At 73.4% G+C, this 14,899-nt stretch carries 12 protein-coding genes; 7 read left to right on the forward strand and 5 right to left on the reverse strand.

The genetic code is table 11. From position 1 onward, the window contains the following. Positions 1-165 precede the first annotated feature (165 nt). From ACFYW5_RS23390 to ACFYW5_RS23410, 5 genes are all read left to right on the forward strand, one after another. Positions 166-2,385: an NADP-dependent isocitrate dehydrogenase gene (locus ACFYW5_RS23390; protein ID WP_389419005.1), complete on the forward strand. Its 2,220-nt coding sequence runs from the start codon at positions 166-168 to the stop codon at positions 2,383-2,385. A gap of 173 nt (positions 2,386-2,558) precedes the next feature. After that, on the forward strand, positions 2,559-2,900 hold the full coding sequence (locus tag ACFYW5_RS23395) for a twin-arginine translocation signal domain-containing protein (protein ID WP_389419006.1): 342 nt from the start codon (positions 2,559-2,561) through the stop codon (positions 2,898-2,900). Between the two features lie 156 nt (positions 2,901-3,056). Further along, complete coding sequence (locus tag ACFYW5_RS23400) at positions 3,057-3,569, forward strand: DinB family protein (protein WP_389419214.1); 513 nt, start codon at positions 3,057-3,059, stop codon at positions 3,567-3,569. Between the two features lie 6 nt (positions 3,570-3,575). After that, a complete protein-coding gene (locus tag ACFYW5_RS23405) occupies positions 3,576-4,358 on the forward strand; it encodes an N-formylglutamate amidohydrolase (protein WP_389419007.1) in 783 nt (260 codons plus the stop codon). A gap of 57 nt (positions 4,359-4,415) precedes the next feature. Further along, entirely contained in the window at positions 4,416-5,636 is a 1,221-nt protein-coding gene (locus tag ACFYW5_RS23410) for a cytochrome P450 (RefSeq protein ID WP_389419008.1), read from the forward strand. Position 5,637: 1 nt separating this feature from the next. Here ACFYW5_RS23410 and ACFYW5_RS23415 read toward each other — a convergent pair whose 3' ends face one another. From ACFYW5_RS23415 to ACFYW5_RS23425, 3 genes are read right to left on the reverse strand one after another with little or no spacing between them, the layout of a single operon-like run. Further along, a complete protein-coding gene (locus ACFYW5_RS23415) occupies positions 5,638-6,105 on the reverse strand; it encodes a hypothetical protein (protein ID WP_389419215.1) in 468 nt (155 codons plus the stop codon). Positions 6,106-6,116: 11 nt separating this feature from the next. Next, entirely contained in the window at positions 6,117-6,755 is a 639-nt protein-coding gene (locus ACFYW5_RS23420) for an RNA polymerase sigma factor (RefSeq protein ID WP_389419009.1), read from the reverse strand. Next, complete coding sequence (locus ACFYW5_RS23425) at positions 6,752-8,191, reverse strand: S8/S53 family peptidase (protein WP_389419010.1); 1,440 nt, start codon at positions 8,189-8,191, stop codon at positions 6,752-6,754. The genes ACFYW5_RS23420 and ACFYW5_RS23425 overlap by 4 nt, the downstream gene beginning before the upstream one ends. A gap of 109 nt (positions 8,192-8,300) precedes the next feature. Here ACFYW5_RS23425 and ACFYW5_RS23430 point away from each other — a divergent pair, with 109 nt between their 5' ends. Beyond that, positions 8,301-10,907 (forward strand): CHAT domain-containing protein, encoded by a 2,607-nt coding sequence (locus ACFYW5_RS23430; RefSeq protein WP_389419011.1) that lies wholly within the window; start codon positions 8,301-8,303, stop codon positions 10,905-10,907. A gap of 21 nt (positions 10,908-10,928) precedes the next feature. Here ACFYW5_RS23430 and ACFYW5_RS23435 read toward each other — a convergent pair whose 3' ends face one another. Then, positions 10,929-12,698 (reverse strand): LuxR C-terminal-related transcriptional regulator, encoded by a 1,770-nt coding sequence (locus tag ACFYW5_RS23435; RefSeq protein WP_389419012.1) that lies wholly within the window; start codon positions 12,696-12,698, stop codon positions 10,929-10,931. Positions 12,699-12,795: 97 nt separating this feature from the next. Between ACFYW5_RS23435 and ACFYW5_RS23440 the strand changes: the two genes are divergently transcribed. Then, positions 12,796-13,881, forward strand: a complete 1,086-nt coding sequence (locus ACFYW5_RS23440) for a M12 family metallopeptidase (protein WP_389419013.1) — start codon at positions 12,796-12,798, stop codon at positions 13,879-13,881. A 123-nt stretch (positions 13,882-14,004) separates the two neighbouring features. Here ACFYW5_RS23440 and ACFYW5_RS23445 read toward each other — a convergent pair whose 3' ends face one another. After that, complete coding sequence (locus ACFYW5_RS23445) at positions 14,005-14,814, reverse strand: DUF3152 domain-containing protein (RefSeq protein ID WP_389419014.1); 810 nt, start codon at positions 14,812-14,814, stop codon at positions 14,005-14,007. Positions 14,815-14,899: the final 85 nt, after the last annotated feature.

Below are 14,899 nucleotides of genomic sequence, written 5' to 3' on the forward strand. Positions count from 1 at the left end.
GGAACGGCCGCGGAGGTTGCACTTCCGGCGAAACTTCTCTCCCCCGTCGCACACGCGTACGCGCGCCCCCGCCCTCACACGCGTGTGCGGACCCCTGTCGAGTCGAGGGCGATCACGAGATATCTTGATGTCGAGCAATGTTGCAGACGTGGAGCGGAGCACCCGGTGACTGACTCGACCATCATCTATACGCACACTGACGAGGCCCCGGCCCTGGCGACGTATTCCTTCCTGCCGGTGGTCCGGGCATACGCCTCGCAGGCGGGTGTCGCCGTGGAGACGCGCGACATCTCGCTGGCCGGCCGCATCATCGCGGTGTTCCCGGAGTACCTCACCGAGGACCAGCGCATCCCGGACGCCCTGGCCGAGCTCGGTGAGCTCGCGAAGACGCCCGAGGCCAACATCATCAAGCTGCCGAACATCTCGGCGTCCATCCCCCAGCTGAAGGCGGCTGTCGCCGAACTCCAGAGCCAGGGCTACGCGCTGCCGAACTACCCGGACGACCCGAAGACCGACGAGGAGCGGGACATCCAGGCCCGTTACGACAAGGTCAAGGGCTCCGCCGTGAACCCGGTCCTGCGCGAGGGCAACTCCGACCGGCGCGCCCCCGCCTCGGTCAAGAACTACGCCAAGAACCACCCGCACCGCATGGGCGCCTGGACCGCCGAGTCCAAGACGAACGTGGCGACGATGGGGGTCGACGACTTCCGTTCCACCGAGAAGTCGGCCGTGATCTCCGAGGCCGGTTCGCTGCGGATCGAGCTCAAGGGCGACGACGGCTCCACCACCGTGCTGCGCGAGTCGGTACCGGTCACCGCGGGCGAGGTCGTCGACGCCTCCGTGATGCGCGTCGCCGCGCTGCGCGAGTTCCTGACCGCGCAGGTCGCCAAGGCCAAGGCGGAGGGCGTGCTGTTCTCCGTGCACCTGAAGGCCACGATGATGAAGGTCTCCGACCCGATCATCTTCGGCCACGTCGTGCGCGCCTTCTTCCCCAAGACGTTCGCCCGGTACGGCGAGCAGCTCGCCGCCGCCGGTCTGACCCCGAACGACGGCCTCGGCGGCATCTACAAGGGCCTGGAGGCGCTGCCCGAGGGCGCCGAGATCAAGGCGTCCTTCGACGCGGAGCTGGCCGACGGCCCGGCCCTGGCGATGGTCGACTCCGACAAGGGCATCACCAACCTGCACGTCCCGTCCGACGTCATCGTCGACGCCTCGATGCCGGCCATGATCCGCACCTCCGGCCACATGTGGGGCCCGGACGGCCAGGAGGCCGACACCCTCGCGGTGCTGCCGGACTCGTCGTACTCCGGTGTCTACCAGGCCGTGATCGACGACTGCCGCGCCAACGGCGCCTACGACCCGTCGACGATGGGCTCGGTCCCGAACGTCGGCCTCATGGCGCAGAAGGCCGAGGAGTACGGCTCCCACGACAAGACCTTCGAGATCCCGGTGACCGGCACGGTCCGCCTCGTCGACCAGGACGGCGAGGTCGTCATCGAGCAGGCGGTCTCCGCGGGCGACATCTTCCGCGCCTGCCAGACCAAGGACGCGCCGATCAAGGACTGGGTGAAGCTGGCCGTCACCCGGGCCCGCGCCACCGGCGACCCGGCCGTCTTCTGGCTGGACGAGACCCGCGCGCACGACGCCAACCTGATCGCCAAGGTCAACGCCTACCTGCCGGAGCACGACACCGAGGGCCTGGACATCCGCATCCTGCCGCCGGTGGAGGCCACCAAGCTGTCGGTGGAGCGCATCCGCCGCGGCGAGAACACCATCTCGGTCACCGGCAACGTGCTGCGTGACTACCTCACCGACCTCTTCCCCATCCTGGAGCTGGGCACCAGCGCCAAGATGCTGTCGGTCGTCCCGCTGATGGCGGGCGGCGGCCTGTTCGAGACGGGCGCCGGCGGCAGCGCGCCGAAGCACGTCCAGCAGCTGGTCAAGGAGAACTACCTGCGCTGGGACTCGCTCGGTGAGTTCTTCGCCCTGGTGCCCTCGCTGGAGCACTACGCGAAGACCACGGGCAACGCCCGCGCGCAGGTCCTCGCCGACACCCTCGACCGCGCCACGGCGACCTTCCTCAACGAGGACAAGTCCCCGACCCGTCGCGTCGGCGGCATCGACAACCGCGGCAGCCACTTCTACCTGTCCCTGTACTGGGCGCAGGAGCTGGCCCGGCAGACCGACGACGCCGAGCTGGCGAAGGCCTTCGCGCCGCTCGCCGAGACGCTCACGACGAACGAGCAGAAGATCGTCGAGGAGCTGAACGCGGTGCAGGGCTCCCCGGCCGAGATCGGCGGCTACTACCAGCCCGACCCGGCGAAGGCGGCGGCGGTCATGCGTCCGTCGGCCACCTGGAACGAGGTGCTGGCGTCCCTGAGCTGACGCAGGCGCTGACTGTGCGGAGGGCCGGCACCGTTCTGGTGCCGGCCCTTCGTGCTGTTCCCTTCGCGCCGTTACCGGATGATCTCGTTCAGGCCCGCACCCCCATCGATCATGCTTACGATCGGGCCCGCGGCCTCGGGAGACACCCGTACGGCCCGCGATGGAGGGGAACCTTGTCCAGCATTTCGAGACGATCCCTGATCGGCTACTCCGGTACGACGGCCGCGGGGGCGGTGCTCGGCACCGCGGCGTCGGCGCAGCCCGCCCAGGCGGCGGAGGCCGAGGCGACCGAGTTCGCCGCCGATACGTTCTTCAAGGGCCGGACGTACCGGACCATCGGCGACGACACGCACGCCGAGGTGGAGATCGAGTTCCGGGTGGCGAACCACGAGGTCCCGTCGGCCCTCGCCGTCACCCCCCTGGAGATCGCCGAGCTGCTCAGCGAACTCGCCGCCTCCCGCGGCTGGCCCCCGATCACCTTCTACGGCACTCCCGCACCCGCACCGCTGAACTGACGCGGCACCACGCGGTCGGGGGGCGGGCCCGCACGGCATCTCGGGGCCCGCCCCCCGGAAAACCGCTTGCGCGCCGGGCGTCCGGCTCCGCATCGTGAGCCCGTGAGCGACGACGACGTACCCCAGCGATGGACCCGGGCCAGTGTCTACCCCGACATGTGGGCGGACCCCGACCAGGACCCTCGCGACAACGAGGGGCCCGGCCCGGAAGGCGAGTCGGCGACGTACCGGAGTGTGCTGCGGGACTTCCGGCTGACCCTGGAGATGAAGTGCCAGGGGCTGGACCCTGAGCAGCTGGCGCGCCGCTCGGTGCCGCCGTCGACGATGTCCCTGCTGGGGCTGGTCCGCCATCTCGCCGAGGTCGAGCGGGACTGGCGCGGCTGGATCGTGCCGGAGGGACCGGAACCGAAGCTCTACGGGGCCCGGGACGCCGACTTCGACGGTGCCGCCGCGGAACAGGCGCTGGTGGAGGGTGCGTTCGCCGACCTCGCCCGCGAACAGGCGGCGACCGACGCGGTCTTCGACGAGTACCCCGACCTGGCCACCCGGGTGGGCAAGGACCACAACTCCGTACGCGAACTGTGGGTGCACCGCATCGAGGAGTACGCCCGTCACTGCGGTCACGCGGACCTGCTGCGCGAGTGCGTCGACGGACGGGTGGGACAGTAGGGCCGCATGAACTTCTCGCTCACCCCGGGTGCCGGGCACTCCCCCGTGATCCTGCACGTCCCGCACTCGGCGCGGGAGATACCGCAGGACGTGCGGGCCGGCATCGTGCTGGACGACTCGGCGCTCCAGCGGGAGCTCGACCACATCACCGACGCGCACACCGCGCGGATCGCCGGGGAGGCGGCCGGTGCCTGTGCGCCGAGGCCCTGGGTGTTCGCCAACCGGCTGTCCCGGCTCGTCGTCGACCCCGAGCGGTTCCCCGACGAGCGGGAGGAGATGCTCGCCGCCGGCATGGGCGCCGTGTACACGCGGACCACCCACCAGGACGTGCTGCGCGAGGAGGACGGCGATCACGAGCCGCTGCTCGCGCGGTACTTCCGGCCCTACGCGCGGGCCATGAGCGACGCCGTGGCCGGGCGGCTGGCCGCCACCGGGCGGGCCGTGATCGTCGATGTGCACTCCTATCCGAGCGCCCCGCTCCCCTACGAACTGCACGGCGACGGGCCCCGCCCGGCGGTCTGCCTCGGTACCGACTCCTTCCACACGCCGCCGGGGCTGCTCGCCGCGGCCCGCGAGGCCTTCGCGGAGTGCGGGGACGTCGGCCTGGACAGCCCGTTCAGCGGGACGTACGTGCCCCTGGAGTTCTACCGAACCGATCCGCGGGTGAGTGCGCTGATGGTGGAGATCCGGCGGGACACCTACATGACCGAGCCGGGCGGGGCCGCCGGGGCGGGGCTCACCCGGATCGCCTCCGCGCTCGCGCGGCTCGTGGCCGCCCTGCCCGGCTGACCACCGCCTGGAGCACTCCCGGGCGACAGCCGGGCGCACGGGGATGAGGGTGGGGACATGACTGAGGAGACCACCACGCTCACCGGCCAGGCCCCGCCCCCGGTCCGGGACTGGCCGCCGCTGGAACTCGACGGCACCGACTTCGACCCGGTGCTCGCCGACCTCATGCGGGAGGGCCCGCTCACCCGCATCCGGCTGCCGCACGGCGCGGGCTGGGCGTGGCTGGCCACCCGCTACGACGACGTGAAGGCCATCACCAACGACCCCCGGTTCGGCCGGGCCGAGGTCACCACCCGCCAGGTGACCCGGATGGCCCCGCACTTCAAGCCCCGCCCCGGCTCGCTCGCCTTCGCCGACCAGCCCGACCACAACCGGCTGCGCAAGCCGGTCGCCGGCGCCTTCACCGTCAGCGCGATGAAGCGGCTGCGCCCCCGCGCCCAGCGGATCCTGGACACGCTGGTCGACGCGGTCGTCCAGGACGGACCCCCCGCCGACCTCGTCGAACGGGTCCTGGAGCCCTTCCCGCTCGCCGTGGTCAGCGAGGTGATGGGCGTGCCCGCCGCCGACCGGGCGCGGGTGCACGCCTGGACCCGGCGGATCATCTCCACCACCGGCGCCGAGGACGCGGAGCAGGCCAAGAACGGCCTGTACGGGTGGATCACCGAGACCGTCCGGGCCCGTGCGCACAGCAGCGGCGACGACGTGTACTCGCTGCTCGGCTCCGCCGTACAGCGCGGGGAGATCAGCGAGACCGAGGCGGTCGGGCTCGCCGGGCCGCTGCAGATCGGCGGCGAGGCCGTCACCCACAACTGCGGGCAGATGCTGTACCTGCTGCTCACCCGCCCCGAGCTGATGGAGCGGATGCGCGCCCGACCCGAGGAGCGCGGTGCCGTCCTGGACGAGCTGCTGCGCTTCATCCCGCACCGCAGCAGCGTGGGCCTGGCCCGGATCGCCCTGGAGGACGTCGAGCTGCACGGCCTGCGCATCCGGGCCGGCGACCCGGTGTACGTCTCCTACCTGGCCGCCAACCGCGATCCCGAGGTCTTCCCCGAGCCGGACCGCATCGACCCGGACCGCGCGGCGAGCCCGCACCTGGCCTTCGGCAACGGCCCGCACTTCTGCACGGGCGCGGTGCTCGCCCGCCTGCAGACCGAACTGCTGGTCGACACCCTGCTGGACCGGCTGCCGGGACTGCGGCTCGCGGTGGCGCCCGACCGGGTCGTCTGGCGCCGCAGGACCATGATCCGTGGTCCGCAGTCCCTGCCCTGCGTCTGGTGAGTCAGGCGCGCAGCCACTCCGTGACGACCACGGCACCGCCGGTCCGCAGCCGCAGCGCGAACGGGCCGGCGGGCGGGGCGTCGCCGGTGAAGCGGCCCATGGTGTCCGCCGTGAGGGGTGCCGCCGACTGCGGGCCGCTGAGCACCTCGATCCGGGCCGGCTGGGGCGGCAGCACCTGCCCCATCAGGCCCTGCGCGGTCACCTCGACGTCGACGGTGACCTCGCCCGCCCGGAAGGTGAGCATCCGCGGTACGTCCGTGGCGCCCCGGACCGGGATGGCGTCCACCACCGAGTCGAAGGTCAGCTCGGCGATCCGGGCGTCGAGGTCGTGCAGCGCGTAGGCGTCGACGGCGATCCGGCTCAGCTCGGCCGGAACCGGGTCCAGGATGGCGGCGGCCCGCCTCAGCTCCTCCTCCAGCAGGGCGCTGTCGAAGCCGGCGTCGTCGAACTCTCCGAACTCGTCGTTCATGTCGTCGTCGTTCACAGTGCTCCCCGTGCGTCGAGTCGGGCCCGCAGGCGGCGCAGACAGCGCTGGCGCAGCGGTCCGATGCTGCCCACGGCGATGCCCAGCGCGGCGGACACCTCCTGGTAGCTGGGCGGCGGTGTGGACATCAGCACCCGCAGCAACTGGCGGCAGCGGTCGCCGAGTTCCTCGAACTCCTGCCACAGCCGGCGCACGCGCTCGCTCTGGGCGGCCGCCTCCTCGGAGTCCAGCAGCGACTCCTCGGGCGTACGGTCCTCGCTGACCCGGTCCAGCACGTGCGGGTCGTCCGTCGGCGTCAGCCGCCGCAGGCTCTTCAGGACCTTCAGGCTCTCGTGCCGGGCGGTACTGGCCAGCCAGGACCCGGCCTTCTCCGGTTCCCGGATGCGGCCCAGGTGCTGGGCGAAACGGAACCAGGCGGTCTGGTACACCTCGTGCGCGTCGGCGTCGGAGAGCCGGTGGGCGCGCACCACCGACCACACCAGCGGACTCAGCCCTTCCACGAGCGCCTTCCAGGCCGCCGCGTCACCGTCGACGGCGGACTGGACGAGCGCGCCGGTTTCTGCACGATCCACGGCCCCACCCCTCGTGTACGGCAAGTCATCGTACGCCGCGGAGGGGACGGTTCCGACCCTCATGCCGGACGCGTGCGCGGGACGACGGGGACCGGACGCCAGGTGGGCGGGCGCAGCGCCGGCACATGCGACCCGCGCACCTCCGCGAACTCGGTGTTGGAGGCAAGCAGTTGGGTGCGGGCGACGCGCGGGTCGGTCTCCTTGTGCGCGCTCATGTGGGCGGCGACCATGCCGGCGACCACCGGGGTGGCGAACGAGGTGCCGCTCCAGTGCGCGAAGCCCTCGAACATCACCTGGTCCGGCTTGCCGGTGGCGGTCTCCGCCCGCTCCTCGCTCAACAGGCCGGTGTGGCGCGGCGACTGGCAGGTGCACACGTAGGCGAAGCCGTACCGGCAGGAGTCGTACGTGGAGTGCTGGTACACGTACGGGACCGGCACGTCGAAGCCGGTGAACGAGCTGGTGAGGCGCTCACCGGGGGCGTATGCCTTCACCCAGGCGCCGTGGTTGCTGAAGCAGGCCCCGTGCTCGCCGTCCCCGCGCAGCGCGCCGATCGACAGCACGGCGTCGGCGTAGGCGGGGAGGTCGGCGTAGGCCGCGGGCCAGAAGGGGGTGGCGCTGCCGTTGTTGCCCGCGGCGGCCACCAACAGGGTGCGCTGGGTGCGCAGTTCCTCCATGAAGGCGTCGAGGCCGAGCAGTCCGTCGGTCCGGCCGTTGGGGGTGCCGGCGGACAGGCTGAGGATGTCCGGCCAGCCGCCGCGGTCGACGGCCTCGAAGAGCTTGTCCCCGAACTCGGACTCCAGGATGGCTCCGGCGTCGTTGAGGGTGTTGCGGACGGTGATCTCGGTGTTGGGCGAGACGGCCGCGACGAGTCCGGCGATGAACGTGCCGTGTCCGACGTACTGCTGGAGGATCCCGTCGTCGTCGCACTCCTTGATCTGGAGGTCGCCGTCGGTGTGCGCGAGGAGGGGGTAGGAGCGGTAGTCCTTCATCAGGCCGGTGTCGATGACGAGGACGCCGACGGCGGTGTCCGCGTCGTACGTCCCCTCGGCGGGCGCGGGGTTGGGAGTCTCGGTGAGCGGGGCCGGTACCGGTTCGTCGCCGGGGCAGGCGTTCACGGCGATGGACACCACATGGTTGCGGCTGACCAGCCGGCGCCCTGCCCGGCCCTCCGCGGACCGCAGCGCCCGCAGCGCCCCCGCGACGGCCCGGTCGCCGCGCAGGTCGCCCTGACCGGGGTCGCCGACCTGGATCCGGGTGATGCCGGACCGGTTGGACTGCGGGCTCGCCCGGCGCACGTGGTCGGCGGTGAGACCGGCGAACGACGTGAAGTGCTCGCGCACGGCGTCCTCGACGACGCGCGCCTCCTCGCCGTCCCGGGCCAGCACGACGCCCTTCTCGTAGAGGAACTCGGCGGAGTCGTCGGGACCCATCGCCAGGGGGACGTCGGGCATGGAGCGCTGGATCTGATCGAACTGTTCGGTGAATCGCTGTGGTGCCATGGCGTGTCCTCCCGCTGAGGCGACGGTCGTCAGTCAGAGCCCCGCAGCCGTCGATTGATACAGCGCCGGCCCTGTGTGGGCGGCGGAGGGGAGCACTACTATCCGTAAAGTGACAGCGGGAAGCGAGTCGGTTCTCGAACTGCTGCCGAAGGTGTTCGCCGCACCCGGCGAGGCTCTGGCGGAGGCGGAAGAGGTACTCGGCGCCGATCCCTCGCCGCTGCACGCCTCCGTCGCCCATCAGGTGATCGGCATCTGGCAACGGGACTTCGGCGATCTGCGCCTCGCGCTGGCCCATCTGCGGCGGGCCCGCGACCTCGCGGCGCGCGCGGACTCCGCGGACCGGGAGGCGGACGTCCTGGGCACGCTCGGCGTGGCGCTGGTGCACGCGGGCCGCACCCGGCAGGGGCTCGCCGCGTTCGAGCGGGGGGTAGCCCGCGGCACGGGACACACCCGGGCGCGGGTGCTGTACCGGCGGGCGTACGTCTGGTGGGTGCTCGGGCATCACCGGGAGGCACTGGAGGACGTGCGGCGGGCGATCCCGGTGCTGCGGCAGGCGGACGACGTGATCTGGACGGCACGGGCGCTGACGCTGCGCGCCACGGTGCACTTGGCGCTCGGCGCGGTGGAGCGGGCGGACGCGGACTTCACGTCGGCCGAGGCGCTGTGGGAGACCACGGGCCAGGAGCACGACAAGGCGGACGCCGTGGAGAGCCGGGGGCTCGCCGCGTTCCGGTCCGGGGACATCCCGGCGGCGCTGCGGCTGCTGGACGAGGCCGAGGAGCGGTACGCCAAGCTCGGCACGCCGACGTTCATGCTCGACATCCGGCGCTGCGAGGTGCTGATGGCCGCGGGTCTCGCCCCGGAGGCGCTGGCCGAGGCGGACGCGGCGATCGGGGTGCTGGACGAGATCGGCGGACAGTCCACGCGCAAGGCGGAGCTGCTGCTCGTCGCCGCGCGGGCGGCCCGGCTGGCGGGCGATCCGCACACCGCCATCGCGCGCGCGGCCCTCGCGGTGCGGCTGTTCGCCGGGCAGCGGCGCACCTGGTGGGAGACGCACGCCCGGCTGGTGCTGATCGAGGCACGGCTGGTCACCGGGCGCGCCTCGGGGCGGCTGGTCGCGGACGCCGCCGCGGTCGCCGACCGGCTGGCCTCCTTCGGCGCCCCGGCCGCGCCCGAGGCATCCCTGCTCGCGGGCCGGATCGCGCTCGCGCTGGGCTGGCGGGCGGACGCCGAACGGCACTTGGGGACGGCCGCCCGCAGCAGGCGCGCGGGGCCGCCGCTGGCGCGGATGACGGGGTGGGCGGCGCAGGCGCTGCGGGCGCGGGCCGCGGGATCGGGGCGCGGGGTGCTGGAGGCGTGCCGGCGCGGTCTGGACGTGCTCGACGACCACCGTACGACGCTGGGCGCCTCGGAGCTCCGGGCGCGCGCCACCGCCCAGGGCGCCGAACTCGCCGCGCTGGCGCAGCGGGTGAGCCTGGACTCCGGGGGGCCGCGGCGGCTGCTGGTGTGGAGCGAGCGGTGGCGGGCGACGGTGCTGACCGCCCCGCCGACCCGGCCGCCCGCCGACCCCGCCCTGCAGAGCGGGCTCACCGCCTTCCGGGAGATCGCGGCCCGCGCGGAGGCCGCCCGCATGGAGGGCCGGCCGGTGCCCGCCCTGGAGCGCGAACAGCGCCGCCTGGAACGGGAGATACGCTCGCGGACCCTGCACATGCGCGGGGAGGCGCCCGGTGACGGGGACCGCTTCGACCCGGCGCGGCTGCTGGCCCGGCTGGGTGACGCCGTCCGGCTGGTCGCGCTGGTCGTGGTGGACGGGCGGGTGCAGGTGCTGCTGTGCGGGCAGGGGCGGGTGCGGCGCTACGAGGCGGGGCTGATCGCCGACGCGGAGACCGAGGCCGAGCATGTGCAGGCCGGGCTGCGGCGGTTGGCCCACCCGGGCGCCGAGGCGCGGCTTGCGGTGGTGGAGGCGGCGGGGCGACGGCTGGAGGAGCTGCTGCTGGGTCCGGCGGCACAGCACCTCGGCGACGGACCGGTGGTGGTCGTACCGCCGGGCCGGCTGCACCGGGTGCCGTGGTCGCTGCTGCCGTCGCTGCGCGAGCGGGTGGTCAGCGTGTCGCCGTCGGCGACCAGTTGGCTGCGGGCCCGGGAGACCGAGCCGCCGCCGGGCGGCCGTCAGGTGCTGGTGCGCGGTCCGGGCCTGGCCACCGGGGGCGCGGAGGTGCCCGAGCTGGCCGACCGGTACGGCACGGCGACGCTGCTGGAGGACGACGGGGCGAACGTGCCGCGGGTGCTCGGGGAGCTGGACGGGGCGGCGCTGGCGCACATCGCCGCGCACGGCGCCTTCCGGGCGGACAGCCCGCTCTTCTCCTCGCTGCGGATGGCGGACGGCCCGCTGATCGTGCACGACTTCGAACGCCTCGACCGCAGCCCCTACCGCATCATCCTCTCCTGCTGCGACACCGCCTGCTTCGCGTCGGTCGGCGCCGATGAACTCCTCGGCCTGGTCACCGCGTTGCTGCCGCTGGGCACGGCCGGGGTGGTGGCGTGCAGCGCCCCCGTCAACGACGCCGCGGTGGTCCCGCTGATGGTCGCCCTGCACAAGGGAGTGAGCTCGGGCCTCTCCCTGGCAGAGGCCCTCCGCGACGCCCGCGCCGCCCTTCCCGGCGACGCGGTGCACCGGGCGACGGGCTGGGCCTTCTCGGCCTTCGGAGCGGCCTGAGACCGTACCCCTTCTCACCGCTCACGCCGGTTGTGCCGCCGGCAGGTCCACCAGCCACGGCAGGGCGCCCCGGTCGCTGGCGCCGAGGCGGGCGTAGGCGCTGTAGAGGTGGTTGCCGACCGTGCGGACCGAGAGGGTGAGGCGTTCGGCGATCTGGCGGTTGCTGAGACCCGCGGCCGCCAGCGTCACGATCTGCCGTTGGCGGGCGGTCAGTTCGCCGAGCACCAGGCCGGACAGGGCCGGGGTGCGGGCGCCCTGGCAGCGGCGGGCGAGGGCGACGGCACGGGTGCGGGAGGTGCGGGCCGCGCGGGGGTCGCGATGGGCCCGTACGGCCTGGGCGTGCGCCTCGGCCGCGTACAGCAGCAGCCCGCGCTCCTGGAGCGCCTCGGCGGCCCGGTCCAGGGCGGGCCCGTCGCCGCGGGCGAGCGCGTCGGCGTGCTGCGCGAAGACGCCGTCGAGGCGTCCGGCGGCCCGCTCGGGCGCGCCGAGCCGTACGGCGTCGTACGGCTCCACGGTGGCCAGCGCGGCGTCGAGGTCTCCGCGCGCGACGGCGGGCCAGCCGTCCCCGGCACCGTCGGCCACGGCCGTCACCGCGCCCGACTGCGCGACGGCCAGGGCGAGTTCACCGCGGCAGTCCGGGTCCTGCGGTGCGTCCCGCAAACCCTCCCCGGCCCACGCCTCGGCCTCCTTCAGCCGCCCGCCGATGCGGGCGAACCGGGCACGCAGGGCCGCGTATCCGGCCGGGACCCGCGCGCCTTCGTCCACCAGCCACTCCCCCACGGGCGCCGACACCGCCCGGACGTCGGCCAGGCGGACACTGCGCGCCAGTACGGCCGCCTCGGCGTCGAGGGCCGCCGCGCACTGGTCCGGGGTGCGGGCCAGGCGCCGTGCCCGGAGCCGGCCGGCCGCGGCCCGCAGCACCGGGCCGTGCAGGGGGTGGGCGAGGCGGACCGCGCCCCGGTCGTCGATGCGGATCAGTCCGCCGGCCTCCAGGCGTTCGAGGGCCCACAGGTCGAACAGGTCCATGTCGGGGGCGAGGGGTTCGCCGAAAGCGAGGCGTTCGAGGGTCTCGCGCTCCTCGGGGTGGGTGCGGTCCAGGACGTGCGCGGCGCGCTCGCGCACGGTCGCCGTCAGCGGCAGCGGGCCCCGCCAGGCCCGGCCGTCCGTGCCCGGGACGCGGGTGAGCAGTCCCCGCTCGCGCACCGCGCCCGACAGGTCGCGCAGCAGCCTCAGATCGCCCTGGCACAGCCGGTGCAGCCGGTTCACGGTGAGGGGTTCGAGGTCGTCGCCGAGCAGTTGGGCCGTCTCCTCCGGCGGCAGCGGGTCCAGGGTGAGACGGGGCAGCAGTTCGCCGGTCCAGAGGCGCGAGACCGCCCCGGGCGCGGGGACGCCGTCGGTGGCCACGACCACGAGCCGGGTGCGGCCCTGCACGGCCAGCTGGTGGACCAGGGCGGCGGACGCGTCGTCGAGGAGGTGCGCGTCGTCCACCACCAACAGGCGTACAGCGGACAGCAATTGCACGGCCCGGTGCAGGGTGACCGCTTCGGGCAGCAGGTGCGCGAAGGCGGCGAAGGAGATGGTGCGGGCCTCGGGCGTGCCGGCCACCTTGGCGCAGTCGGTGCCACGGGTGGCCTCGGCGGCGAGCCGCGTCTTGCCGCAGCCCGCCGTTCCGGTCACCACGATGCCGTGCCGGCCCGCGGCCAGGGACCGGCGGATCAGCTCGACTTCGCTGTCCCGTCCGGTGAACGGCCAGGGCAGCTCCAGGGTCTTCGCATCCCGTTCGAATGTCATCACACCTACAAGAGCACCCCTACTCACCCCTGATACAGGGTGACTTGAGTAGCCCCCGACTCAGGCGCCCGGCCGCCGCCCACGGCAACCTTGGCCCATGACCGCCCGCTACTGCTCACTCGCGCAGCAGTCGGCCCCCGTTCTGGCACCGGGGCTGACCGCCGAGCGGCAGCGTGCGCTCATCGGCGGACGCCGGATGTGGGTCAACCACACGGTCCTGCACTACTGCTTCTTCGACGGCGACAGCGCCGCGTCCATGATTCCCGTACCGGGGACCGGGGGGTCCCGGCGGGTGTCGTGGGTCGGCTCGAAGGAGCAGCGGGACGTGGTGCGCGAGTGCTTCCAGGAGTGGCAGGGCCTTGGCATCGGGGTGTCGTTCACCGAGGTCCAGGACCGCTCGGAAGCCGAGTTGCGGATCGGGTTCCAGCTGGGTGACGGTTCGTGGTCGACGGTGGGCAAGGACGCGCTCCAGGTCGGCCGGAACGAACGGACCATGAACTTCGGCTGGGACCTGACCGCGCCTTCGGAACGCGGCACGGCCCTGCACGAGATCGGGCACGCGCTCGGCATGCTGCACGAGCACCAGAGCCCGTTCGCCGGCATCCACTGGGACGACGAGACCGTCTTCGCGGACCTGGCGGGCCCGCCGAACTTCTGGAGCCGGGAGACGACGTTCTTCAACATCCTGCGCAAGCTGGACCCGGACGAGGCCAACGGCTCCGTCTGGGACCCGCAGTCGATCATGGAGTACCCCTTCGAGGCGGGGCTCATCCTGGAGCCGGAGCAGTTCCGCGCGGGCCTGAACCCGCCCGGTGCGCTCTCCCCCGCCGACAAGGAGTACGTCCTGCGCTGGTACCCGCCGGCCGGCCCTCCTCGGCCGCCCGCGCTGGTGCCGTTCCGCTCGGCGCCGATCGCTCTCGGCCCGGGCGGACAGGCCGACTTCGCCGTCGAGCCGCCGGAGACGCGTGAGTACACGGTGGCCACGTTCGGCGACAGCGACGCCGTGGTGGTCGTCTTCGAGGAGCGGGACGGGGAACCCCGCTACCTCACCGGCCGGGACGACGGGGGCATGGCCGGGAACGCCACGATCAGGGCCCATCTCGTCAAGGGCCGCCGCTACTTCGTCCGTGTGCGTCTGTACTCCACCTGGGGATCGGGGGAGACCGCGGTGATGTGCTGGTAACGGCACGGGTACAGCCGTACGCGGGCGGACGGACCGCAAGTCCGGCGCCGGGGGAGTGGCCGAGAGACGTGACCTTCGGGGGAGGGAACGCGTCTCTCGGCCGCGGCGCTGTGTGCGCCGCGGTCAGGAGACGGCCGGTCCGGTCAGGTACCGCCCCTCCTCGTCGTACGGCCAGACATTGGGTACACAGCCGTTCAGGCCCTTGATCTGCTGCATCATCACGGGCGCGGGCTGTCCGGGGCCCGGGCAGCCGACGTGGCCGTGGCCGAGGAAGTGGCCGACCTCGTGGTTGATGATCAGCGCGCGGTAGGCCGTGACGTCCTCGGCGTAGACGGGGGTCGCCAGCAGCCAGCGCTCCAGGTTCACCATCACGTTCCGCTCCACGCTGCAGTTGTACTCGCCGCCGGTGTCCAGCCCGTACTGCCCGCAGATCCGGTCCACCGTGCCCGGGGTCGCGACCTTCACGACGAAGTCGGCCGGACCGCTCGACACCCGCCGGAACGCCGAGCGGCCGTCCGCGGTCCAGCCGCGCGGGTCGGCCAGGACGCGCTCCACCTGCCGGGCCACGTCGGCGGCCGAGAGGTCGACGGTGTCCTCGACCTCGACCCGGTAGCGCAGGGCCGTGCCCTTTCCCGCCGGTGCGCCGGAGCCGGCGGCGGGGGTGAAGGTGCCCGGTCCGGTGGCCGGGATGTCGGGTTCGGGCGGGCCGGCGGAGGTCGAGGACGAGGGCTGTGCGCCCCCTGCCGACGCGGGGGTTCCGGCCGGCCCGGCGTGCGCTCCGCCCCCGTCGTCCGTCGCCGCGAACCCGAAGGCCCCCAGCACGGCCAGTGCGACCAGCCCTGCCCACAACACCCCCCGCCGCCTGCGCGGAGAGGCATGGGACGGGCCGCCCCGCCGACGGCCACGGGGAGAACGAGCGGTACGCGTGGTCATGTCGGCCAGGCTGTGACCGCCATGTGATCGGACCGGGCGCAAACAATAACGAAGCGATAACACGCCCGCCGATTCCGGTTCATAT

Origin of the sequence: Streptomyces sp. NPDC002779, from assembly GCF_042888685.1 — a bacterium.
In the GTDB taxonomy this organism is placed as follows: Bacteria; Actinomycetota; Actinomycetes; order Streptomycetales; family Streptomycetaceae; genus Streptomyces.